Origin of the sequence: Rickettsia sp. Oklahoma-10 (assembly GCF_039954865.1) — a bacterium.
Lineage (GTDB): Bacteria > Pseudomonadota > Alphaproteobacteria > Rickettsiales > Rickettsiaceae > Rickettsia > Rickettsia oklahomensis.
This window is the reverse complement of the sequence record NZ_CP157197.1, coordinates 975,784-1,000,019: the sequence shown is the minus strand read 5'-3', so window position 1 is coordinate 1,000,019 and position 24,236 is coordinate 975,784. Positions and strand designations below refer to the sequence as shown.

The window sequence follows — 24,236 nt, the reverse complement described above, 5'->3', positions numbered from 1 at the left end:
AAGCTAGTAATTAAACAATAAAGAATAGTTATAATACGAATATCAACTTCAATAAAAAGCAAGGAGTTCACAAGATGAGGAACGAAGCGTACTTAATACGTGAGAACAGCGTAGTCAATTTTTGACATTCATCGATTATACACAGCCTAAAAGCTAAAACTCTCACCTAAATACACCTCCTTAACTTTCTTGCTATTTGCTATTTCCTTAGCGTTTCCTTCTAATAATACTTTGCCTTCAAAAATAACATAAGCACGGTCAATAATATCTAAAGTGTCACGTACGTTATGATCAGTAATTAAAATACCTATATTGAGTTCACTTAAATAAGTAATTAGGTTTTTGATATCGGCAATAGCAAGCGGATCAATACCGGCAAGTGGCTCATCGAGCATAATAAATTTAGGTTCTATTGCAAGTGAGCGTGCAATCTCAAGTCTACGCCTTTCACCACCCGATAAGCTGGCTGCAGGCAGATCTTTTAAGTGCACTATAGAAAATTTCTCTAATAAATTATGGGTTTTTTGTTCAATTACTTCCTGATTATTTTCAGATATTTCAATTATAGCTTTAATATTATCTTCAACCGATAATCCACGAAATATTGAGGGTTCTTGAAGAAGATAACCAATTCCAAGCCTTGCTCGTAAATAAATAGGCAAGTTAGTAATATTTATATCATTTAAAAGTAATTGTCCGGAATCCGTCTTCATTAAGCCGATAATAATATTAAAGCAAGTTGTTTTGCCGGCTCCGTTAGGACCGAATAACCCGACTATTTCCCCTTGTTTTATATTAAGAGACACATCACTTAATATATTCCTTTTTATATAGGACTTTGATATATTGTTAACTTTTAAGTTGTACATCTTTTTTATTTGCGTTTCGTTGCATCTATCAATTCCACTAATGTCATCACATGATTTGATCACTAGGTCTAATTTATAATTTAAATTATTAGTATTTTAAGTTGTTTTTCTGGATACCATGGGAGTGGTCACGGTATAAACAAGGCCAATGCTATTTATTAACAATGTCTATATAATAGATTAGTGTATTAGTTTTTAAAACATTATCATCACGCTGTAATATTACATTACCAATGAGAATTAATTGTTTATTATCAAAAAAATATTTAGCTGAATTTGCAAGTAATAATTCATTATTCATTTTTCTTTCTACGGTTAATTTAGTAGGAACAACTATATGATCAATAGTTTGCCTTTTATCTATTGTTTTATAAAAAATATATAATTCTTCCGTTCTAAGTATTACATTATCGTAGTAAACAATGACATTTCCAAGATATTCTGCCATTTGTCTGGTTCTATCAATAATTAAAGTATCAGATGTAATATGTAAATTTGAAATATCTTTATCACTAGCATAAGATATATTAACAGTAATAAATATAAATACTACAAGTTTAATAATCTGATAAATCGATGATTGTAGAGACATTTCCTTTAAAAACTATAATATTATTTTCATCGCTCGTATTAAAACTATCTGAAGTAATTGAAGAGTTTTTGTAAAATAGCTTAGCAGGGGCATTACTGGTTATATTCTTATTTACTAAATCAATCCTTGCATTGTTAGTGTTAAATATAATCTTATCAAAAAAAAGTTGTACATTGTTTTTTAAATCTAATATGTTTGATTCTTCGTCTAAAACGCCTTCTTGCGCATGTATAATAAGATGTTGGTCTTTATTTACATTATAAATAGCATTTATTATATCTAATTTATATTTTTTATCCAACTCTTTTATAGCTCGCTCAGTTTTAATCGTATACGCATTTAAATTTTTATTTACTCCCTTAAAAGTTGAATCTTGCAATATAATATTATATTTTAAATCAAAATTCTTATTATCTTTTACACTTTTTTTTGTAATATTAATATTGTTTTCTGCATTAATATAACCGCTTTTAATTAGTATATATCCTATATACAAAATTCCAAGTATTATTAAAAGATAGACAGATTTCCAAAATTCTTTTCGCCGTTTATAAGAAGAGGACATAGATTTTAGTTAACTCCGATACGAAGCAAATCATGAATATGAATAATGCCTGTAATAATATTATTATCAACAATTGGTACATTAGTGATATTCTTGACTTTCATTAAATTTAGAGCCTCTTTTGCAAATATTTCCGATGAGATATGAATAGGATTTTTAGTCATAATGTTTGATGCTGTTTTTAAGTGGATCTGAGCGTTAATATGACGACGTAAATCCCCATCAGTTATAATGCCTACTAAATTTTGGTTTTTATCTGTGACAAGAGTACAACCTAAACGTTTTTTATTCATAACAATTATAGTTTCGGCAAAGGAAGTATCTTCATATACTAAAGGTATTTCAGCGCCACTACGCATTAGGTTTTTAATTTTTGTTAAATTAGCACCAATGGTACCTCCCGGATGATAAACCTTAAAATCGTCTTTAGTAAAACCTCGTTTTTCATGTATAACAGTCATTAAAGCATCACCGAGTGATAACATTATTAAAGATGATATAGTAGGAGCACCGATTACGGACGCTTCTGAATATTTAGGTACTATTAATAAAAAATCACTTTTTTTAGCTAAAGTGGAATTTTTATTCATTGTCATTGCAGCAATTTTTATAAAAAAGTCCTTACAATATTCAATTATATTAAATAATTCTTTAGTTTCACCGGAATTAGATATCATAATTACTAGATCATCTCTCGTCACCATACCCAAATCACCGTGACTTGCTTCTGCCGGATGTAAATAAAAAGCAGGCATACCGGTAGAAGAAAAGCTAGAAGCTATTTTTCTTGCAATATAACCACTTTTACCTATACCCGTTAAAATTACCCGTCCTTTAAAAGATAATAAAAATTCTATAATTTTGTTAAAGTCTTCAGGAATATTTTTAGATAATTTTTCTAAAGCACTTGCTTCACTAGAAATAACCCTCTTTGCAATGGTGCGGTAATTATTTGTGTTGGTCATTGTTATTATTGGTTCTGTATTTATGTTATTCCCGCAAAGGCGGGAATAACATTTAATTAAAATACTTACGTTCTGTAATTACTTCAACTGTTCCTGCATTATTATCTTCATGCCAAGCGCGTTTTTTAATAGAATCATGTTGCTCAGGTTCTGAATTTTCCTTAGCATTTTTAATAGTTAGTTTTGCTTTACCTTTATTATCAAAACCTATTAGCTTAACTTTTACTATATCGCCTTGTTTAACAACACTGCTAACCGTTTCTATTCTTTCTTCTGAAATTTCACTAATATGAACAAATCCGTCTTTATTACCTAAATAATTAATAAAAGCACCGGAATCTAATATTTTCATTACCGTACCGTTAAATATTTCACCAATCTCAGGTTCGACGACAATAGCTTTAATTTTATCTAAGGCAATTTTTAGCTTATCTCTATCTGAAGCATAAACGGAAACTGTACCGTCATCTCTTATATCTATTTTAGCACCACTAGTTTCACAAATTTCCTTTATTACTTTACCACCTGGCCCTATAATATCTCTAATTTTATCTTTATCTATTTTTATATTAGTAGTAGAAGGAGCATTTTTACTTAGTTCGCTATTTGGTTTACTAATAACTTTATTCATTTGCTCAAGTATATGCAAACGACCAAGTCGTGCTTGCTCTAAAGCTACTTTCATTATTTTAAAATCTACTCCGGATATTTTAATATCCATCTGTAATGCAGTAATTCCTTCACTAGTGCCTGCAACCTTGAAATCCATATCACCGAAATAATCCTCATCTCCAAGAATATCCGATAATACGGCAAGTTTCTTGCCTTCTTTAACAAGCCCCATAGCAATGCCTGCAACCGGTGCTTTTATTGGAACACCGGTGTGCATTAAAGCAAGAGAACTACCACATACGGTTGCCATTGAAGAAGAACCATTAGATTCCGTAGTTTCAGCTACAACTCTTATAGAGTAGGGGAATTGTACTTTATTAGGTAATATTGGATGAATAGCACGCCATGCAAGTTTACCATGTCCGACTTCACGACGGCTAGGTGCTTTCATAGGAATTGCCTCATTTACGGAGTAAGGCGGAAAGATATAATTAAGCATAAAACGCTCTTTATATTCACCTTCTAAACTATCAACTATTTGTTCATCTAAACTAGTTCCAAGTGTGATACTGACTAAGCTTTGCGTTTCGCCTCTAGTAAATAAAGCTGAACCGTGTGCAGAAGGTAATAAACCTACTTCACAAGCAATTTGTCTTATATCCGTGGTACTTCTTCCATCGATACGTTTATTCTTTTCTAAAATTTCTTTGCGTAATATATCTGATTCAACAGATTTTAAAGCTGATTCTATTTGATAATTATTATATTTTTTATTTTCTATGTCGCTTATAAAATGTGTAAGAACCTTTTCAGGAATTAAGTCTAAACTACTGTTACGTTCCCGTTTAGATTTTATAGCAAAAGCTTGTTCAATTTCTTTTGCAAATAACTGCTCAATTTCTTTCTTTAATGCAGCAGGGTATAAATCTTGCATTTCAAACTTCGGTCTTTTAGCTTCTTGTTCTAGTGCTTTAATTATCTTTACTACCGGCTGGAAGCTTTCAAATCCAAACTTTATAGCTTCTAGCATTTGTGCTTCAGAGAGTAAATGAGCTTCCGATTCCACCATCATTACTGAATCTGCTGTTCCTGCAACTACTAAATCAAGCTGACTTGTTTTTAATAATTCAAGTGTTGGATTTAAAACAAATTCACCGTTGATTAAACCAACTTTACTTGCAGCAACTATTTCTAGATAAGGGGCAGGAGATAGCGCAAGTGCAGCTGATGCACCGATAATGGCAAGTATATCTACCGGAGTTTCAGGGTCATATGAAAGTACTGTACAAGTTATATGTGTTTCATTAACAAAAGCTGGATGAAATAATGGTCTAATCGGTCTATCTATTAAACGAGATACTAAAACTTCTCTATCTGATGCTTTTCCCTCACGCTTAAAAAAACCACCAGGTATTTTACCAGCAGCATATGACATTTCTCTATAATTAATTGTTAAAGGAAAAAACCCGATACCCTCTTTTGCTTTGTTAGCTACTACTACCGTACATAATAAAACGGAATCACCCATTTTTACCGTAACGCTGCCATCAGCCTGCCGTGCTATTTTACCTGTACTAAGCTCCAGAATTTTTCCATTCCATGTAATACTCTTAGTTATTTCGTTAAACATTTATTTATCTCATTTCATAATTTATATTTTTGATATTCTTAATTACTTGTTGTGGATACCATGCTCTTTATAATTATTTACAATAACGATTTAGGTCATGATGTAAGATATTACTTCAAGTAAAGGCAACATTGGTATACGAAGATCAACTTCAATAAAGAGTAATGAGTCTCTATAATTCAAGGAGTGGAACGTATACTTAAATTAAGTGAGCCCCACAGAACTTATAAAACTATGTAGCCAATTTTTGAAGTTGATCTAAGTATATTACTTTACTTTCCTAATACCGAGTTTACTTATTAACTCTAAATATGCACTAATATTGTTCTTTTTTATATAATTAAGTAATCTGCGGCGACGCCCGACTAAAATTAATAATCCACGCCTTGAAGCATGATCTTTATAGTTAGATTTAAAATGATCAGTTAAATTATTGATTCTTTCAGTTAAGATAGCACATTGTACTGCACTTGAACCAGTATCATTTTCCGTTATAGCATATTCTTTAATTAATTGTTGTTTACGTTCTGTAGTAATCGACATCGATAATTTCTCCTTAATTTATTATACTTCTTGCATACAGTTAATAAAGAGGAACTTGAACACGAAGCGCAGAACTACAGAGTACACTATAGTCAGTGAGGATGCGAGCATCGGATTGACGTGCAAATTACCTTTAGAAACAAGTTAGGTAAGAAGTCTATTGTGTTAAATTAAATACTCGTAAAGAATTAAAGCAATTCTTGTTTAAGCTACCTATTGCAAGTACAACACCTTTATAGCGAACCCATAAAAGATTAACGTCTTTTTCATAATTAAATAAACATTTCTGTCCATATTTAATTTGCTGTGCTTGCTGATCTGTTGCATCAAGAACCAGGATGTCGTCCAGTATTGCTTCTATCTTCATACCTTTTTCCTCTAGGAAATTTTTGGTAATTTTGTCAGACGATTTAATGCGGATAGCATTTTCTTCTTTAAATATTCCAACCTGAGTACGGCGTAATTCTATCACAAATCCTAAACTTTGCAAGGATAATGCCAAATCTTTTGCCAAAGTCCTTATATAAGTACCTTTTGAGCATTCCGTATAGTAGGTAGCGGTAGCATTTTTCTCATCAAAATTTAAACATTTTAGATCATAGATATTTATATTTCGTGGTTTTAACTCTACTTCTTTTCCAACTCTTGCTAGCTTATAAGTTCTTACGCCGTTAACTTTTAGAGCAGAAAAAGTAGGAGGTATTTGGGTTACATTACCAATAAATTTAGAACATACATTATAAGCTGCATCTTTAGATGGCACATAATCTTGTGTTGCTATTACTTTGCCTGCATAATCACCACTATCAGTTTGCTTGCCAAATTGAACGGTAAAAATATAGGTTTTTCTAGCATGAATAAGAATTTGAACTAATTTTGTTGCTTCGCCTACGGCAAGCGGTAATATCCCTTCTGCTTCTACGTCTAAAGTACCGGCATGTCCTACCTTAACTTTACCGAGTATTTTTTTTATTATGCCAACAAGTTTAGAAGAACTTATACCTCTTGGTTTATAAAAATTTAACCAATAATTACCCATTTTAATTTGATTTTAACTTGACGTAAATTTAGAAAATCTTTAATATATAATTCTAGCCAATAACAAGATTAGGTTAGCCCAAATAATGACGATTAACCCCAATAATATAGAAAATTCTTCCTCTAAAATCAATAGCCATCTTTTCAAACTTACCGATTATATCTGGCCTATAAAACGCTATGAAGTTTCTAAATTTTTATTCATCACCCTATTAATGTTCTGCATTTTATTTATCCAAAATTTAATAAGAGCTTTAAAAGATAGTATTGTTACCACTATGATCGGTGCCGAGACTATCTCATTTTTAAAATTTTGGGGAGTAATGCCATCTGCTTTCTTAATGACTGCTATCTATGTAAAGCTTGTTAATAGGATAAAAGCAGAAAATATATTTTATCTTATTATATCAATTTTTTTGGCATTTTTTGCTTTATTTGCTTATATTATTTTCCCGAATCATGAAATATTACATTTAAGCCCTGTAACCATTCAAAATTTAACAGTCAGTTTACCTAATTTAAAATGGTTTATATTGCTTTTATCAAAGTGGAGTTTTTCTTTATTTTACATAATAGCTGAATTATGGCCAAATGTAGTTTTTGCATTACTTTTTTGGCAGTTTGTTAATAATATTACTACAGTTGAAGAATCTAAAAGATTTTATCCATTGTTTGGTTTACTTAGTCAAACAGGCATTTATTTTGCAGGACAATTTTTAGAAAATCTGAGTAATATTAACGAGTATATAACTAATAAATTTGCATTACAATCATCTTTTCATATGCTTTCTATACAAATTATACTCAGCATAGTATTAATTTTAGGCATAATAGCTATTAAAACTTTTTGGCTGCTTAATCATAAAATACTAGATAAAGAGCATATGGTATTACTCAAGTTTAAAGTAAAGAAAAAATCAATGACAATTGCCGAAAGTTTTCAGATGATTCTCTCTTCAAGACATATCAGATTGATCGCAACTTTACTAATTTGCTATGGCATTGCAATAAATTTAGTAGAAGGTCCTTGGAAAGCAGCAGCTACTAAAATTTATAAAACTCCAACAGAATATGCTGCTTTTATAGGAAGTTATTTAAGTTATACGGGTGTATTTACTATTTTATTTGTCGTACTTGGTTCAAATATAGTTAGAAGACTTGGCTGGTTTACGGCGGCAGTTATCACACCTTTAATAGTTTTTATTACCGGTATATTATTTTTCACCGTTAATAATTTTGAAGGATTTGCAGTTCTCATAATAGCAAACTTTATTCTAACCGACCCTGCTTTAATTGCCATAACAATCGGTGCTATTCAAAATGTGCTTAGTAAATCAAGCAAATATACTTTATTTGATGCGACAAAAGAAATGGCTTATGTGCCTTTAGATCCAGAAATAAAAATAAAAGGTAAAGCTGCTGCTGATGTAATTGGTACAAAACTCGGTAAATCAGGTAGTGCATTTTTACAATCATTAGTATTTATAATGTTGCCTTCCGCTAGTTATCAATCTATTGCCATCTGTTTAATGATTATATTTATAATTACTTGCTTAACCTGGCTTTGGGCGACTAAAGAACTCAATAAAGAATATAAAAATTCTATTAAAATTTCTCAATAAGAATATCAGTTTTTTCTTGATATTCCTAAAATCCGTATATATATCTTTGACAGTATAAGACAAACTGCAACAAAGATGGGGTTTTTATATTATTCCCGTAAAAGTGAGGAATAAATTTTTGGCGGTGTCATCTCGCGATTTGATCGCAGGATCCCAAAAAAAATCAAAAACACTAGATACCATGAGGCCACAGTATGCTAAGAAAGCAAAACTGGATTCATACCGTTGTTGGAATGGTAGCGGTATCAATGTAGAATCTGCATTATTTGCAATTTGTGATAATTAATTTTTGATTAAATTAGAGGTTTTATGAGTAATGACGGTAACCCAGATACAAGTGAATTTGATCCTTTAGCAAATAGAGAATTTATAGAAGCAGAAAAACAACAACAAGTAAAGCAAGACCTTTTTTCTCAAACTACACTGGAGGCCGCTGATGATGGTTTTATTGTTACTCCTGCATCTTCTACTCAATCTACCTCTTCAATTAGTGCTTTATCGGAAAGGATACTAGCTGATGGTCAAACATTAGACCCAATAACTGAAGCAATCAGAAAAGAAATCCTAGAAAAACAAAGAGATATATTAAGAGAATATTTTACCAATACAAATCCAGAATTAGCTGAACAAATAAAGGAGGAAGAAGATAAAAAATTCCGTGTTTTTTTAAGTAATCCGGATAATCGAGTATTGCTTGATCAAGCTTTTGAAGATTTAGAGACTAAAAAGAAGTTAGAAGCAGCAGAAATAACAGGTTATAGAAATGTTCTTGCAACATATAGTGCTGAACATTATAAAGGTGGATTCAAACCAATACAGTGGGAATATCAAGTAAGTGCCAGTGATCTTAGATCAATAGTAGTTAAAAATGATGCAGGTGATGAACTTTGTACCTTAAATGAAATGACCTATAAAACTAAACCTTTTACTGTATCTAAACAAGACGGTACTCAGATTCAGGTCAGTACATATAGAGAAATAGATTTTCCTATAAAACTTGATAAAGCCGATGGGTCGATGCATCTATCAATGGTAGCATTAAAAGCTGATGGTACAAAACCCTCTAAAAATAAAGCAGTATATTTCACTGCTCACTACGAAGAAGGACCAAACGGTAAACCTCTACTTAAAGAAATAAGCTCGCCGCAGCCTTTAAAATTTGCTGGAGACGGACCAGATGCGGTAGCTTATATTGAGCATGGGGGAGAAATTTATACACTTGCAGTAACACGCAGTAAATATCAAGAAATGATGAAAGAGGTAGAGCTAAACAAAGGTCAATCGATTGATTTATCACAAACTATAGCTGAAGATTTAACAAAGGCACAAGATCGATCTCAGAAAACTCCACAACCAATAATAACTCCAAATCAAGGATTAAAGTCATCTATTCATACTGCTACACAAATACTACAAATGCAACAAGCTGAGTCTTCAGAAATTCCAAATCTGATACTTAATGCAGTTACAGCTTTGTCAGGCAGCATGCAAGATTTATTAAATTATGTCAATGCAGGTTTAACAAAAGAAACGGACTGTAATAAACAAATTGAATTCATTAAAGAAGCAGCCAAGGCAATTCTTAATAATGAAAAAAGTGATATAATTGAAAAGCAGGCTAATATAATTGTTTTAGCTGGAAATATAATCAATAATAAAGATCTTGCACCGGACGCAAAAGTATCGGGTGTAGGTAGTATATTAGAAAACATAAAAAGTGATAGTGCTTTATCAGATCGCGAAAAATCAAAAATGCTTGAAGCCAAACTAGCTATTGCTTTAAATTCAGAGAATCTTGAGCCCAAATATAAGCAACAAATAGTAGAAAAGGCAATAGATTCTGACGGTATTACTATAGATGCTGTAATAAAAAGTAACCTTTCTACTGAAGATAAAGGGATACTGCTTATAGCAGTAGGTGATAAAGTTAATACTTCTCAACTAAGTAACGCAGAAAAACAAAAATTATTAGGTTCTATATTAAAAAAAGGGGTAAAGGCCGGAGTTCTTAGTGAAGAACAACAACAATTGATGAGGCAGAATTTAGATAAGATTACAGTGGAACAAGAGAAAGAAAGTAAAATATCAGAAGTGCTAAGCATTTTAGCTAATCCTGTATTTAATACTATTGCTAAAATGAAAGAAATACAAGATGTGACTACAAAGGTTTTAGATGCTCCAGTTCAAGCAGAGTTAAAAGGTGAAATAATTGAGGGAATTACTAAAACAGTTGCAGAAAGCGCACTTGATACTAAAGATAAAGCAGATATTGTTAAAGGGGTAGGTAAGGCTATAATTAGCCATAGTAATACATGCTTAGCAGATAAAGTAACTATTATGGAATTGGCAGAAAAAGGTATTGCAGAAGGTAAGACTGATTTACCTGTTAGAGATTTAATGACTAAAGGGTTAGTAGAAGGTGTTTATGAAAGCAAAGCAGATCCTGAAATAACTTCTGAAATGATTAAAGCTGTTTCTAACGGAATTGATAAGAGTACTGCTGAAGATAAACAAATACTTAAAGATGCAGTGAGTGGAGCAGTTTTAGATAGAGAAACTCAAAATTTAAATAAAGATTTATCTCAAAGTGTAGAACAAACTAAGCCTCGTGATGATTTTAATAAAGTCCAAGATGTAGCTGATATTTTAACATTCCATCCGGAAAAACTTAAAGTCTCAGAAGAAAAAGTTGTGACAAAAACTTCTAGTATATTAAGTGATATCTCTAAGCTTGCAGTTGAGAAAGTCAATAATTTGCGCGTTATGCTTTCTCCAAATGCTAATCTTAATACTATTAAAGAAACAAGAGCGGAATCAGAGCAAAACATTAGTAAAATAGTTAATGATTATAAAGCTATAGATGAGAAATATAAACTACAATATGAACAACAACAAGGAAGTTATAATAGCACTAAAGAGTTAGAAGAGAAAAAATCATTTATTGAAAATCTAAAATTAGATGATAAAGAAAAAATAAAATTAATTAGTACCTTAATTCAAAATGAGTCAGAAAATAAGAAAAAAGGTAGCATTAATAATATAAAAATGTTAACAAAAAACCGTACAAAGCTTGAAGCAAAAGTTGCAATTCAAGATAAATCTAAAGTAGGTTATGATACTACACTAAAACCACGCAAGAATATAGGAAGAGTACCATAAAATGTCATTCTAGCTAAAAACTTGTTACATGGATACTAAATTGTCATTGCGAGCAGTTGTAGTACTTGCATGACAACCTAGAAAAATAATACAAAAATGCTAATTCTTTAGCGTTTTTTCTTCTTTACTGAAGCAATTACCTTATAACTTTTTTCACAATGACAAAAAAAACTGTTTAGGATACTATATTAAATAAAGCTTAATGATGTTCACAAAATATGTGTTTATGTATTAGTTTTTATCTTTTCTTTTCCAGCTAAACATTTTACTAAATTATTAACAGCTTGTTGTTCTTCTGTACTATTAATTTTCATAAAATTTCTTGAAACTTCAATGCACATGCGTTGATGTTGAGTATGTACAGGTTGAGGTTTATTAGCTTCTTCTAAACCTTCAAAAAAATAATCAATATTTCTATCTAAAGCTTCTGCGATTAGTACTAGCCTTCCTACAGAAATTCTATTAATTGCTTTTTCGTATTTTTGTAATTGTTGATGAGTTACATCAATGACTTCAGCAAGCTGTTGACGAGATAACCCCTTAGCGAGTCTTAAAGAATAAATTTTCTTGCCGATAAAACTATCGATTTTTTGTATAATATCGTTTTTTCTACCCATTATCTTCTCCTTAATTACTAATTATATCTATAATTTAAAAATTTTCTTTGAACAATATTAATTATAACATACGTAGTTATTAATAATTTTATACCACTAAAGTTCTACAATTACAAGTAGAAATGGTACCATAAATTAACATTATAAGCAACTATAAAATAACATTTTTTAAGTTTTTTGTAATCATTTGGTAAATAATTATTAAAGAATCGTACAAAATTATTCCTTATCAAATAAAAAATATCATAAGAACTTTAAATATTATTTAAAGATACAATATAAATATTTTATCTTTTAAAAACTTATTTACCTGAAGCATAAATTACAATTATATAAAAAATAAAATTTTTGTGTATTGTAGAAAAATATAAAATTAATGCAAGGGAAAATTTCATTTCTAAGTTGATATTTCAAATCAAGGATAATTTCATTTAAATTGTAAATTAATTATTTACAGCACACTTATTTAAGATTAAATATAACATTAGGTTCTGTAAAGATTACTAATTAATTTATATTTTGAGTTATTTTGTAGCAGGAATTAATAAGGTTTTTGTAGAAATAGTATAACCTATCTAAGATAATCTTATTATTTGCAGCAAAAAAGCATCATAATTATTACCAATAGTAAATTACAAAAGTAATTTTTACTATTGATTAAAAAGTTGTAGAAATCGGAATTTGCAGCAGTTCTTCAATCCGTTTTCAGAACACATATGTTATTATTTTTAATAAAAATTATAAGTTTTACTAAAAAAATAACATATATAATTAATTAATAATAAAAAAACTTAAGCTTATAATGAGAAAAATTTTTAATTGTCTTTATGTAGCCTTATTTAGAACAATAGAAGATGATGGTGTGGAACATTCCGGATATATGTCATTTATGATACTTTTATCTATTTTCCCTTTCCTAGTATTTTTATTAGCTTTGACAAGTTTTTTAGGAGCTTCAGAACTTGGTCAAAATTTTATACAGATTTTTCTAGAGAGTCTTCCGGAACAAGCAACGGAATCAATAGAAAAAAGAATTCGAGAATTACTAAGCGCGCCTCCTCAAAGTTTAATGAATCTTGCAATTGTAGGTAGTGTTTGGACTGCTTCTTCTTTTGTAGAATGTTTAAGAACTATTTTAAATCGTGTATATCAAATAAAATCTCCGCCCCCTTATATAAGAAGAAGATTACTTAGTATTATACAGTTTCTTATAATTAGTGCTTTGATTACATTTACTATGTTTCTTTTAGTAGTGATTCCAATAATTTTTATGAAAATTCCAATAATATTAGAGGCTATTGAAAAATATAAGATCATTTTAAATTTTATAAGATATTCTTTTATTTTAATTTTATTATTCTTAGGAGCTTCGTCTTTGTATTATATATTACCTAATGTAAAACTAAATTTTGTTGATGTATTTCCAGGAGCTGTATTAACTGTGATATTATGGATAATAAGTGGCTATTTGCTTTCAACTTATATAGTCTACTATAATCAATTAAATTTAATGTACGGTTCCCTTGGTAGTATAATAGTTACATTAATATTCTTCTATATTATAAATATGATATTCATCTATGGTGCAGAATTTAATTATCTAATGAAAAATTATGAAAATATAGAGTGAAATGTGTATTAAAGCACTTCATAAGTATTTTGTTTTACAAAAAATAATTAATTAAAACAATTTAAGTCGTTTTATATTTTAAACTTTAAATCAATTTAAATTTTAGTTGTAAAAAACAATTATTTTTTTGTAGTAAAATTACTTAAAAAATTCTGGTTTAAATAACATAAAGCTCTCATAAGATGATGTCGGTAATGGAGTTAAATTATATTGATGGTCGAAAGCATTGCCATAAATTTTTTCTATTTTTTGGAGTGAATTTGGAGATTTTAAAGCCAATAATATTGATTTTAAAATAGTGAAAATTGCTATATACGGATCAGTTTCGGGAGAAGATAAGCGATGTTCTATACGTTTAGGAAAAGAATCTGGAATTCGTACGGCTACGCTTCTATTATTTCCACCGTATGATATATGAGTAGGAGCCATAAATTTTTTATTTATCCGTGAATAATCTATAGTGCTTGGCATAAAAGCGAGTAGGGTATCTAACATATAGTGACACAGCCCTTGTGCTGCTAAAATTATGTAATAATCATTAAACTTAGAATTAAAATTAATATGAAAGTGCATACTATTACCATAATCATCCAAAAATGGTTTAGGAGAAAAATCTATATCACCGTTTAACTGCTGTGCAATTTCTTTTAAGATAGTTTTAACCTCTAATATATTTTTTATATATTGTATTAAGTTTGTAGAAGGAGGTAGGTCTATTTCAAATTGATTATTACCTTTTTCTTGTTTTATTTTAGGAATTTTAAATCTAGCTAAGTACTTTCTTAAAAGGATTTCAAATTTAGCTATATCAATATTGTGACTTAAATAAAACTCTATTTCTACGCCTATGATAGGAATTAGATCATAATCTTGGCGAAATTGTGCTATTATTTTTTCTAACTGTTTGTTTTTTTGTAAACGGCACGATAAAGCAGTAATAAAACTATTATAATTAATATAGGGTATTTTCATGGAAAGATTAATAATAAACGGATCAGTTTATTATAAAATTTTTGATAAAACATTCAATAATTCTACTCATAGATATATAAAAAAAAATAACTCGATAAATGAAACAGAAATAGTTAAAAATAAAAAATCTATTACTACTTATTTTAAAGCACAAGATATTTTAATTTTAAATCAAGTGCATGGAAACCAAATTGTTAATGCTGATGGTCCCATAATTGCCATACCTGAAGCAGATGGAAGCATTACAACTAAGAAAAATTTAGTATTAGCTGTACAATCAGCAGATTGTGTACCAGTACTAATTGCAAGCGGCGACGGTAAAATAATAGGAGCAACACATGCGGGTTGGAAAGGAAGTATAAATAATATTATTAGTAATATAGTTACTAAAATGATAGAAAAAGGAGCAAAGAATTTAATAGCAGTGATAGGTCCCGCTATAGCTCAAAGTTCATATGAAGTTGATGATGAATATTATAATACTTTCTTAAGTAAGGATATTAACAATAGACAATTTTTTATAAATTCAAAAAAAGAAAACAATTATATGTTTGATTTACCAGCTTTTGTAGAGTTCAAGCTTAAAGAAGCAGGTGTTAAAAACATAAAAAATATTGGTGAAGATACTTATACAAATCCATTAAAATATCCAAGCAGAAGGCGCTCATTTCACTTGCAAGAACCTTATAATGAGCATATATTATCAGCAATCGTGATAAAATAATACCCGATGCACTTCATATATCAACTCATTATTTCACACAGGCTATTAATATGCGTTGTTGACGGATAGTATTCGTATTATATAAAATGCTTCAGACTTTGCCATAGAAGGTACACCTGAACTTGTTGCTAATGATAAAATCATCTCCTATAGTGTTTATTAATCTGGCAATCACTTATTTATCTGTAGAACAACAGACTTTTATTGAGCGTTCTTTATCCTTTCCGGAATTGCAGCATCTATTACATGGCCAAAAATAATCAAAGGAAATTTTAGCATTGTTTTTTTTGTTCTTATCAATTTACTCCATAATTTCCCCTAGCTCAATGTAAAATTGTGATCCATGTAACAACTCTGATGAATTTACAGTATAAGATCACATTTTTACAAGCCATAGCCAAGTCTCCCAGTCACGTTTACCCAAATCTTCTTCAAACAATAGCAAATCTTGCACTGTTTGTTTACATATTTCTACGGAAGGCATCATAAGCTCTTGTTGTGTTACAGAATTTAATAGGGATTGCGTTTTACAGGTCTGCTCTAAATGATAAGTATAAAACATAGCTTCATGAATAGTTTTGCCGCAGGTAATGGCACCATGATTACGAAGTAATTTTGCTTAATATCATTAACAAGTCTATTGCTTTGTTTTTCAGCATCTAGCACTAGAGAATTATAATCATGATATGATATTCTCTCGTAAAAATGCAAATCCCACTGGCTGATTGGTAGAAGACCACATTTTAAAGCAGAAACTGCAATACATGCAGGAGTATGATAATGAAAAATAGCAGAAACATCAGGACGTGTTTTATAAATACTACCATGAATAAAGTAACCAGTTTTATTATATTGGTATTCTTCCCCTTCTAAAATTTTTCCGTCCAAACTAACTTTTAAAAGTTTATCAGTAGTTACCTATTCAAATCTTAGTCCAAAAGGATAAATATAGTCAAAATCAGCCTCTTTGGGTCTTGCGGATAGATGCGTATAAGTATGATCATCTAGCGATAAATACGCCATTATTTGGTAAGCAGCAGCTAAATTATATTTTATATCCATTCGTGTTAAAATCTATATTGGTTTTGTATTTGGAATGACATTATCGTATGGATTAAAAAATCTAATCAATGTTATCCATGAAGTAGGTCGGACACAACAAATACCCTTTAGCGGGGAACGATATAACAGTTATCTAAAAGGCATATATACTGCTTCTTTTTTTATCTCTCTCATCATTTCTTTAGGGCTTGTTATACATTCTTGTAAATATTTTTTATCTAAATACGGTGCTAGAGTATAATTTAATATATAACATTGTAAATTATCTTTCTTACCACTAAAATTAAATTCAATTTTATTTCCTTGCTCTAATAGCTTTTTAACTTCTGTGATTTGCTGAATAAAAGCCTTTTGTTCTAAGCTTAAGTGTTTGATTCTTAGTATGTTTTTTACTAAGGAAAACGTAGAAACAGCAAGGAGCAAAAGAAATATAAATAATTCTTTATTGCTTTGCTTATTTAAGAAAATACTAATTTTAACATATGAAGCCGCAATCATTCCAATACCGATAACATAACATCCTAGATATCTAAGTAACGATGCTCCTCTAATTGCCTCCTCATAACTAAAGTTAAAGAAATATAAATATAATCGCCATAAGGCAAACATGATAAAGCAAATAAATGTACTTATCAGAAAAAATCTATATTCTTTCAACAAATCCGGTTTATATTTATGAATTCCATACCATACTGCCATACAAATAGTATATACAACCAGACTTCCCTCTTTTACTAAGAATAATAGAAAAAATTTACCGTAATTTAGTAATAATAACTTATGTTGTGCATTAAAATTTTCAGCGATATATACTAAATTGCTAAAGCTATGGTCAACTCTGTCAAAAAAATCATGAGTGTTTTTAAAATAACTAATCCAAATAAAACTAAATAGAATAGGTAAAGTAATTAGAATTAGATATATAATATAATCACTTATTTTTTTAGGTTTTTTATAAAAAAGTGTATAATGAAATATAAGAATTATTGAAGCAAAACTAGCAAGCCATGTTCCAATTTCTCGAAATAAAGCAAGCAATATCGTAATAGGTAAAATAATCAGTAACGCTTTTTGTTTATTTTCCTCAAGTATATAGATTGCAAAAATAGCTCCAAACATTAAACCAATAGTACTATCGTTATATATAGAGCGAATCCCTGTCGTATATAACACTACGCTACACAGTAAAAGTGAAAACAATACACCAGTTTGCCAAAATTTCTCATTTACGGCTAAAGGAGCTAGAAATGCTAAATGTAATAAGCAATGTGCAAATAATACGTTACCATCAGAATAACCTGAAAGTAAAAGCATAAAATAATGATAAACTGCAGCACCTCTTGGATAATGAGCATGCGTAGTAATTATAGAAGTTAATGAGCTTTGATTTTCAAAAAAACCAAAATATAGCAATTCTTTGGTGAATATCCCCCAATGAGAAAAATCATCATAAGAATGCAGTGATGCATCTCTTGTATAAAGAAAAAATATGAAAATTAGTAAAGCGAGAACAATAAATTCTTTAGATGGAATATGCAAATTTCTAAGAGCTAAAAATATACCGAGGAAATAACTTATATATGTTACAGTCGACAATAGCTTTAACATAGCAAAGCAATATAAAATTGGTACTAGTATGCTGATTGTTACAGGAATAGCAAAAGTCAATTTTGTTTTAAAATATTGTGCAAAAAAAGATGAAAACCCAAAGATACTTAGTATAGGTATTATGATCATATACGTTTTAAAATAATAAATCTAGGTTCTGTGAAAATTGCTAAAATAATCTCATTATGGATGTTTGAGGAATCTTCACAGAACCTAAATATTCTACCCAACAAATATAAAAATGTAAACCTTACGATTTCTCAAAAAAAGATTATAATGTCTAGTTTTTTAATAATTGATTTAGTAAATATATGGAAAGAAACAAGTTCAAAAGGTAGTAAATACCAATAATATTTAGTGTGTTAGTAAGTGTCAATTCAAGCTAATGGAAAACTTTTAAAAGAAGAGATACAATCTTTAATAAATAATTCCACTAGTAAAAGTAACTTAATTGCAGTAGTGATAAATAGTTAAAGATTTGCACATTTTTAAATTATTTTCTTAAAACAGCGTTAAAGTAACTGTACGTACAAGCAAGTAACAAAGCATTGTGAATTTATTGTAGCGAATTATAGAGTAGATCCACTAAAATATTTTATAGAAATACTAAAATGAGATTTGAAAAAAGAATATTTCCCTAATGGAGGTAAGGAGGTAATTATCAATTTTTAAACAAAGGCGACACAATTTAAGCGGATAGGTTATAGTAACCTTACAGGTAAATCATCAACATTTGAAGAGTAATAAAGTATAATACAGGAATCTAAAATTCCTGTATTATACTTTATTACCCATATTTAATTTTAGCTTGTGCTGCAGCGATTCGTGCTATAGGGATTCGATATGGAGAGCAAGACACATAGTTTAAATGCATCCTATGGAAAAATTCTATAGAGACAGGGTTTCCTGCATGTTCTCCACAAGCTCCAAGTTTTAAATTAGCATTACTGCTTTTTCCTCGTTTTATAGCAATTTCAATTAGTTCTCCTACTCCTTCTTCATCGATGATAGTAAATGGATCAGATTCAAAAATCTTTTCTTGTAAATAATATGGAAGGAAAGAAGCAATATCATCTCTAGAAATCCCGTATGTTGTTTGAGTTAAATCATTAGTACCAAAACTGAAGTAGTTAACTTCCTTAGCTATTTTCTTACTGCCAAGTGCTGCTCTTGGTAGTTCTATCATAGTACCAAGCATAAAGAAAAACTTATACCTATAACGTTGCTCTAATTCCTCTATTACCTCATAAATATCCATTTTAAGCTTTTTTACTTCACCTACATTGCTAATTAAAGGAATCATTAACTCTAAATTACATTCTATATGTTCTTTTGTATGTAGCTCAAAAATAGCTGTAAAAATTGCTTCTATTTGCATTTGGTAAATTTCCGGTGAACATATACCAAGTCTACACCCACGATGACCAAGCATAGGATTTATTTCATGCATAGCATGAAGACGTTGATTAATCATGGCTAAAGGTAAATTTAAGCTATTTGCCAAATTCTTTTTTTCTTCTTCAGTGGTAGGTAAAAACTCATGCAATGGCGGATCAAGTAATCTAATATTGACTGGTTTTCCATTCATTACTCTAAACAAGGCCTTAAAATCCTCAGTTTGTAGAGGTAATAATTTCTGCACAGCAAGCTTTCTATGTTCTATATCAGGAGCAATAATCATTTCTCTTACTAAAGGAATTTTATTTTTATCGAAAAACATATGTTCGCTACGACACAAACCTATACCTTGTGCCCCGAACTTTATGGATATTAAAGCATCACTAACCGTTTCAGCATTTGCGCGAACTTTTAAACTGCTAATTTCGTCTGCCCAATCTAAAATTAACTTTGATGCCTCACTGAAAGTAGGCTGGATTAACGGCATTTCACCTAAAAAGACTTTACCGCTACTGCCATCAATCGTTATAGTATCACCTTGTTTAATAACTATGTTGCCTGCCGTTAGTATTTGCTTTTTCTCATCTATAGATAAATTACTTGTGCCGCAAACGCAAGGTTTCCCCATACCTCTTGCCACAACTGCTGCATGCGAAGTCATTCCCCCTCTAATAGTTAAAATACCTGCAGAAACATACATTCCGTTAATATCTTCTGGACTGGTATCATGGCGTACTAAAATTACTTTATGATGATGAGATAATTTTTCAGCATCATAAGGTGAGAATACTACAATACCCGTTGCAGCACCTGGAGAAGCAGGCAGCCCTTCGGCAATAGAAGAAAAACCCTTACTGTAATCAATTCTTGTATGTAATAATTGATTTAATGATTCCGGATCTATTCGCATTAAAGCTTGTTCTTTAGAAATCAGCTTTTCTTCTACCATTTGTACGGCAATATTAATAGCAGCAATGGCGGTTCTTTTTGCAGTACGTGTTTGCAAGATATATAACTTATTATTTTCTATCGTGAATTCTATATCCTGCATATCTAAGTAATGTTCTTCAAGCTTTTTCGCAATTTGTGATAGCTCATTAAACACTTTTGGCATCATTGCTTGCATAGAATTTGAATCGTCTGCTATAATAGGCATAGGTGTTCTAGTTCCCGACACTATGTCTTCACCTTGAGCATTTATTAAAAATTCTCCAAAGAGCTTTTTTTCTCCTGTAGAAGGTGATCTAGTAAAAGCAACTCCCGTAGCTGAAGTCTTGCCTAAATTACCGAAAACCATTGCTTGGATATTAATAGCCGTACCGAAGTCCCCCGAAATATTATTGATTTTTCTGTATATAACTGCTCTATTACTCATCCAAGAGTGTAGTACCGCTTTAATTGCCGATTCTAATTGCTCATAAGGGTCATTAATTAGTTGCTTAGTATACTTAATATGCAATCGTTTAAAATCGTCAATAATTTTTTCTAATAATTCTATGGTAATTTCACTATCTTTATAAAGATTAGCTTGAATCTTGTGTTTTTCGTAAATTTGTTCAAATAGATCACTAGGTATAGATAATACCGTTGAGCCGTACATTTCTAAAAATCTTTTGTAACTATCAAGAGCAAATCGTTTATCACCGCAGGAATCTGCAAGAGCATTACACACTTCGTTATTCATTCCAAGATTAAGGATAGTATCCATCATTCCGGGCATTGAAACTGTAGAACCTGATCGCACCGATAATAACAAAGGATTGCTTGTGCTGCCAAAAATTTTACCGGTAGTTATTTCAAGTTCGGTGATAGCATTTTTTAAGTCACTTTGAAAATTTTGAGGAAAGTTATTATTGTGGGTATAAAAGTAATTACATAGCTCCGTAGTTATTGTAAAACCATCTGGAATAGGTAATTTTAGGTTAGACATTTCGGCAAGACCAGCACCTTTGTTACCAAGTATATTTTTCATGCTAGCGTTTCCATCACTACCATTACTGCCAAAATGATAAATTAATTTTTTCATATCATATATTAAAATTTGCTAAACAACTTATGTATTTAGGAACATTAAATCATATTTATACAGTATGAAAAAAATAGTAGCAACGTTAAATTATAATAAAATAGTTGAAATTTTAAATTTATTAATAAATTTATTATTATACTTATTAATTTAATTAGGTTCTGTGTACAAAAGTTAAATATCTTGATAAGAAATAAATCTTATAGAGTCTAATAACTCAACTACTATAGGCTGGAGGAGCCGATAGGTTGGGATAGCAGCACTAGAAGTGCTATAGAATTACGCTAAAGCTACTTCAATCTAAATAATTAGAAATTGAAGATGGCTGATAAGCTTCTGTATGGTTATTTATGTACTCATTAATTACCTAAATTTGTAATATGACCACTTGTTGTACTAAAATAGCCTCCTACCCAAAAATGTTTTTCCTAATATATTTTCTTCAACTTAGGAAATTCTTGTTATATGATTTCTGATGTTCTTCTTCTCTTTGCTTTTTGTACAAACTCATTTACTGCTATATGAGGCGGAATTGATACAAAAATGTACAAATGATCAGATTAGTATTACTCTTATATTACTTTAGTTAGTACTTTATAACGGTTTTTTATTATCCATACTATAATGGATAACTATGATAATATACTATATGTTTTTTCTTATAGTCCTATACATAGTTATTCCATGAAATAGAATTAACCATCCCCCAGATAGTTAATTTCTTCTAAATGTTATTGACTAATTTAAGAAAATTGACCATAATTCTAAGTGGTCATGCAGTTGCGTGGATGATATAGCAAAGCTATAGATCACGAGGAAAGTCCGGACTCTATAGAGGTATGGTGCCGGCTAATCTCCGGCGGAGTATTATTACTTTAGGGAAAGTGCCACAGAAAATATACTGCCGAAATATTTCGGTAAGGGTGAAAAGGTGCGGTAAGAGCGTACCGGTAAGTTGGTAACAAGTTACGCATGGTAAACCCCACCAAGAGCAAGATCAAATAGGCTTTACAGAACTTGTATTTTAAGTTCCCGGGTTATCTCTAACCGGCTTGTAATGCGGGTAGATCGCTTGAGGTAAACGGTAACGTTTATCCTAGATAAATAACTGCAATGAATGTATATTCATACAGAATCCGGCTTATAGACCTTATAAAAATCCTAAGGACCACAGGGTTAAACCACAGGATAACATCGAACTTACTATAACATAAATTTTAATGAAAAAGTTATATCATTATCCTATTTGTCCTCTTTCAAGACAAGCTCGAGTCTTCTTAAAAGAATTAGATATAGAATTTACTACAATTAAAGAAGATTATTGGCAATTTAATAAAGGTTTCTTAAAAATAAACCCATCTGGAACTTTACCCGTTTTAGAAGAATCATATGGCTTATGCGTAATAGGAATTTATCCTTTTGTTGAATATCTTAATAGCAAATATCCAAATTTTAATTTTTTAGATGAAGATATTGATATTTGTACCGAAATTAGACGATTATTTTTTTGGTTTAACGATAAGTTTTATCGTGAAGTTACTAAAATTATTATTGACGAAAAAGTTATAAGATCAATTGCTAAAATGAGCAGTCCGCGAACCGAGTTTTTACGTGCTGCAAAAAATAATCTAAACTATCATTTAGAATATATAACTTCTTTGCTAGAAAAAAGAAGCTATATCGTATCGGATTCACTCACGATTGCCGATATTGCCGCAAGTTGTCACTTATCGGCACTCGATTATTTTGGTGAGATTTTTTGGGGTAAATGGACGCTTATCAAACATTGGTACTCTCTCATCAAATCAAGACCCGCTTTTAGGTTATTATTACAAGATAGAATCCCGGGTTTTACACCTCCGAACTATTATACAAATTTAGATTTTTGAATATATTATTTAATAATTTTATTCTTTTCGTATCATGAGCTTTTAGTATTTTACAAATCTTATTAAGAGGTTGATTTTTTATAAGTGCAGGATCATATTCAAGATGAACGCCGCTTAGAATAGCTGTTCCATTACCATATGCACATTTTATTATTGCAGCCTTAGAATCCTCATAACTTGCTATTATTTCAGTATCTTTGGTATTTTCTACGTCAACAAAATATCCTCCACCGTTATAAAAAATATAACAGTCTTTTATATTTAATTTAAGTTTAGGGTTTATTTTTAAATAAGCAGCTCTTGCTCCTTTATATGAATTGTAATAATAATGAGCAAGCAACGGTCCTCTAATCACTCCATTGAAAATCTTTAATTCTCTTTCACCTATCACCTCTATATTTGTTCCTTTAGCAAATGCCAAATAATTACCGCTATAATAACTACCGGCACATATTCCAAGAAAATGCCCTCCATTTTTTAAATAATTTTGTATTATAAGATTACCTTTTCCTTGTAATTTTTGTACATAATACAAGTCTCTTCCTCCAAGTAAAATAAGTAATAAGGTATTTTGAATCCACATCCCATCTATAATTTCTTGTGCAGAAATATATTCTACTTTATAATTTAAAGCGTAAAGTTTTAGGGTATATTCGCAATGCTTAACACTTTCTTTTGACACTCCTAGATCATTATAAATTTTTATTTTCATTTT

Annotated in this window: 17 protein-coding genes, 1 other RNA gene and 2 pseudogenes; 7 read left to right on the top strand and 13 right to left on the bottom strand. The window is 30.2% G+C overall.

Annotation, left to right across the window (positions count from 1 at the left end):
• Positions 1-146 precede the first annotated feature (146 nt).
• From lptB to truB, 7 genes are all read right to left on the bottom strand, one after another.
• On the bottom strand, positions 147-869 hold the full coding sequence (gene lptB, locus AAGW17_RS04505) for an LPS export ABC transporter ATP-binding protein (protein WP_347938820.1): 723 nt from the start codon (positions 867-869) through the stop codon (positions 147-149).
• A 151-nt stretch (positions 870-1,020) separates the two neighbouring features.
• A complete protein-coding gene (locus AAGW17_RS04500; RefSeq protein WP_347938819.1) occupies positions 1,021-1,461 on the bottom strand; it encodes an LptA/OstA family protein in 441 nt (146 codons plus the stop codon).
• Complete coding sequence (lptC, locus tag AAGW17_RS04495) at positions 1,427-2,026, bottom strand: LPS export ABC transporter periplasmic protein LptC (protein WP_347938818.1); 600 nt, start codon at positions 2,024-2,026, stop codon at positions 1,427-1,429. The genes AAGW17_RS04500 and lptC overlap by 35 nt, the downstream gene beginning before the upstream one ends.
• A gap of 5 nt (positions 2,027-2,031) precedes the next feature.
• The gene (locus AAGW17_RS04490; RefSeq protein ID WP_347938817.1) at positions 2,032-2,991 is read right to left on the bottom strand and encodes a KpsF/GutQ family sugar-phosphate isomerase; all 960 of its coding nucleotides are present in this window, start codon (positions 2,989-2,991) and stop codon (positions 2,032-2,034) included.
• A gap of 52 nt (positions 2,992-3,043) precedes the next feature.
• A complete protein-coding gene (gene pnp / locus AAGW17_RS04485) occupies positions 3,044-5,233 on the bottom strand; it encodes a polyribonucleotide nucleotidyltransferase (protein WP_347938816.1) in 2,190 nt (729 codons plus the stop codon).
• Between the two features lie 267 nt (positions 5,234-5,500).
• Positions 5,501-5,776, bottom strand: a complete 276-nt coding sequence (rpsO, locus tag AAGW17_RS04480) for a 30S ribosomal protein S15 (protein ID WP_347938815.1) — start codon at positions 5,774-5,776, stop codon at positions 5,501-5,503.
• 157 nt (positions 5,777-5,933) lie between these two features.
• Positions 5,934-6,815 carry a tRNA pseudouridine(55) synthase TruB gene (gene truB, locus AAGW17_RS04470; RefSeq protein ID WP_347938813.1) on the bottom strand — a complete coding sequence of 294 codons (882 nt, stop codon included), beginning with the start codon at positions 6,813-6,815 and terminating at the stop codon, positions 5,934-5,936.
• 85 nt (positions 6,816-6,900) lie between these two features.
• Here truB and tlc4 point away from each other — a divergent pair, with 85 nt between their 5' ends.
• Positions 6,901-8,436 carry an NTP/NDP exchange transporter Tlc4 gene (gene tlc4 / locus AAGW17_RS04465; RefSeq protein WP_347938812.1) on the top strand — a complete coding sequence of 512 codons (1,536 nt, stop codon included), beginning with the start codon at positions 6,901-6,903 and terminating at the stop codon, positions 8,434-8,436.
• A gap of 309 nt (positions 8,437-8,745) precedes the next feature.
• The gene (locus tag AAGW17_RS04460) at positions 8,746-11,595 is read left to right on the top strand and encodes a Sca4 family spreading effector (protein ID WP_347938811.1); all 2,850 of its coding nucleotides are present in this window, start codon (positions 8,746-8,748) and stop codon (positions 11,593-11,595) included.
• Between the two features lie 224 nt (positions 11,596-11,819).
• Here AAGW17_RS04460 and AAGW17_RS04455 read toward each other — a convergent pair whose 3' ends face one another.
• Positions 11,820-12,212, bottom strand: coding sequence for a helix-turn-helix domain-containing protein (locus tag AAGW17_RS04455; RefSeq protein WP_347938810.1), 393 nt, complete (start codon positions 12,210-12,212; stop codon positions 11,820-11,822).
• 802 nt (positions 12,213-13,014) lie between these two features.
• On the opposite strand from AAGW17_RS04455, the gene AAGW17_RS04450 reads away from it, so the two are divergent.
• Positions 13,015-13,842 carry a YihY/virulence factor BrkB family protein gene (locus AAGW17_RS04450; RefSeq protein WP_347938809.1) on the top strand — a complete coding sequence of 276 codons (828 nt, stop codon included), beginning with the start codon at positions 13,015-13,017 and terminating at the stop codon, positions 13,840-13,842.
• A 138-nt stretch (positions 13,843-13,980) separates the two neighbouring features.
• Here the strand turns inward: AAGW17_RS04450 and AAGW17_RS04445 are convergent, their stop codons facing one another.
• On the bottom strand, positions 13,981-14,814 hold the full coding sequence (locus tag AAGW17_RS04445) for a glutamine synthetase family protein (protein ID WP_347938808.1): 834 nt from the start codon (positions 14,812-14,814) through the stop codon (positions 13,981-13,983).
• On the opposite strand from AAGW17_RS04445, the gene pgeF reads away from it, so the two are divergent.
• Positions 14,813-15,538, top strand: coding sequence for a peptidoglycan editing factor PgeF (gene pgeF, locus AAGW17_RS04440; protein ID WP_347938807.1), 726 nt, complete (start codon positions 14,813-14,815; stop codon positions 15,536-15,538). The genes AAGW17_RS04445 and pgeF overlap by 2 nt on opposite strands.
• A gap of 137 nt (positions 15,539-15,675) precedes the next feature.
• Positions 15,676-15,803: pseudogene (locus tag AAGW17_RS04435) on the top strand (peptide deformylase); the annotation flags it as partial.
• Positions 15,804-15,914: 111 nt separating this feature from the next.
• On the opposite strand, the pseudogene AAGW17_RS04430 reads toward AAGW17_RS04435, so the two are convergent.
• The 3 genes and pseudogenes from AAGW17_RS04430 to ppdK all read right to left on the bottom strand — a co-directional run bounded on the left by AAGW17_RS04430 (position 15,915) and on the right by ppdK (position 21,632).
• Positions 15,915-16,600 (bottom strand): annotated as a pseudogene (locus tag AAGW17_RS04430) (class II aldolase/adducin family protein).
• 129 nt (positions 16,601-16,729) lie between these two features.
• The gene (locus AAGW17_RS04425; protein ID WP_347938806.1) at positions 16,730-18,337 is read right to left on the bottom strand and encodes a hypothetical protein; all 1,608 of its coding nucleotides are present in this window, start codon (positions 18,335-18,337) and stop codon (positions 16,730-16,732) included.
• A gap of 658 nt (positions 18,338-18,995) precedes the next feature.
• Positions 18,996-21,632, bottom strand: a complete 2,637-nt coding sequence (gene ppdK / locus AAGW17_RS04420; RefSeq protein ID WP_347938805.1) for a pyruvate, phosphate dikinase — start codon at positions 21,630-21,632, stop codon at positions 18,996-18,998.
• A 764-nt stretch (positions 21,633-22,396) separates the two neighbouring features.
• On the opposite strand from ppdK, the gene rnpB reads away from it, so the two are divergent.
• Positions 22,397-22,792, top strand: an RNA gene (rnpB, locus tag AAGW17_RS04415) — RNase P RNA component class A.
• A gap of 60 nt (positions 22,793-22,852) precedes the next feature.
• A complete protein-coding gene (locus tag AAGW17_RS04410; protein WP_347938804.1) occupies positions 22,853-23,521 on the top strand; it encodes a glutathione S-transferase family protein in 669 nt (222 codons plus the stop codon).
• On the opposite strand, the gene AAGW17_RS04405 is transcribed toward AAGW17_RS04410, so the two are convergent.
• Positions 23,484-24,233, bottom strand: a complete 750-nt coding sequence (locus AAGW17_RS04405) for a BPL-N domain-containing protein (protein ID WP_347938803.1) — start codon at positions 24,231-24,233, stop codon at positions 23,484-23,486. The genes AAGW17_RS04410 and AAGW17_RS04405 overlap by 38 nt on opposite strands.
• Between the last annotated feature and the right edge of the window lie 3 nt (positions 24,234-24,236).

Excerpts from the sequence above, each read along its gene's own strand:
- rpsO (WP_347938815.1), bottom strand. The coding sequence starts at position 5,776 with ATGTCGATTACTACAGAACGTAAACAACAATTAATTAAAGAATATGCT.
- AAGW17_RS04450 (WP_347938809.1), top strand. The coding sequence starts at position 13,015 with ATGAGAAAAATTTTTAATTGTCTTTATGTAGCCTTATTTAGAACAATA.
- AAGW17_RS04455 (WP_347938810.1), bottom strand. The coding sequence starts at position 12,212 with ATGGGTAGAAAAAACGATATTATACAAAAAATCGATAGTTTTATCGGC.
- pgeF (WP_347938807.1), top strand. The coding sequence starts at position 14,813 with ATGGAAAGATTAATAATAAACGGATCAGTTTATTATAAAATTTTTGAT.
- tlc4 (WP_347938812.1), top strand. The coding sequence starts at position 6,901 with ATGACGATTAACCCCAATAATATAGAAAATTCTTCCTCTAAAATCAAT.
- AAGW17_RS04425 (WP_347938806.1), bottom strand. The coding sequence starts at position 18,337 with ATGATCATAATACCTATACTAAGTATCTTTGGGTTTTCATCTTTTTTT.
- AAGW17_RS04405 (WP_347938803.1), bottom strand. The coding sequence starts at position 24,233 with ATGAAAATAAAAATTTATAATGATCTAGGAGTGTCAAAAGAAAGTGTT.
- lptC (WP_347938818.1), bottom strand. The coding sequence starts at position 2,026 with ATGTCCTCTTCTTATAAACGGCGAAAAGAATTTTGGAAATCTGTCTAT.
- lptB (WP_347938820.1), bottom strand. The coding sequence starts at position 869 with ATGTACAACTTAAAAGTTAACAATATATCAAAGTCCTATATAAAAAGG.
- truB (WP_347938813.1), bottom strand. The coding sequence starts at position 6,815 with ATGGGTAATTATTGGTTAAATTTTTATAAACCAAGAGGTATAAGTTCT.
- AAGW17_RS04490 (WP_347938817.1), bottom strand. The coding sequence starts at position 2,991 with ATGACCAACACAAATAATTACCGCACCATTGCAAAGAGGGTTATTTCT.
- AAGW17_RS04500 (WP_347938819.1), bottom strand. The coding sequence starts at position 1,461 with ATGTCTCTACAATCATCGATTTATCAGATTATTAAACTTGTAGTATTT.
- ppdK (WP_347938805.1), bottom strand. The coding sequence starts at position 21,632 with ATGAAAAAATTAATTTATCATTTTGGCAGTAATGGTAGTGATGGAAAC.
- AAGW17_RS04445 (WP_347938808.1), bottom strand. The coding sequence starts at position 14,814 with ATGAAAATACCCTATATTAATTATAATAGTTTTATTACTGCTTTATCG.
- AAGW17_RS04410 (WP_347938804.1), top strand. The coding sequence starts at position 22,853 with ATGAAAAAGTTATATCATTATCCTATTTGTCCTCTTTCAAGACAAGCT.
- pnp (WP_347938816.1), bottom strand. The coding sequence starts at position 5,233 with ATGTTTAACGAAATAACTAAGAGTATTACATGGAATGGAAAAATTCTG.
- AAGW17_RS04460 (WP_347938811.1), top strand. The coding sequence starts at position 8,746 with ATGAGTAATGACGGTAACCCAGATACAAGTGAATTTGATCCTTTAGCA.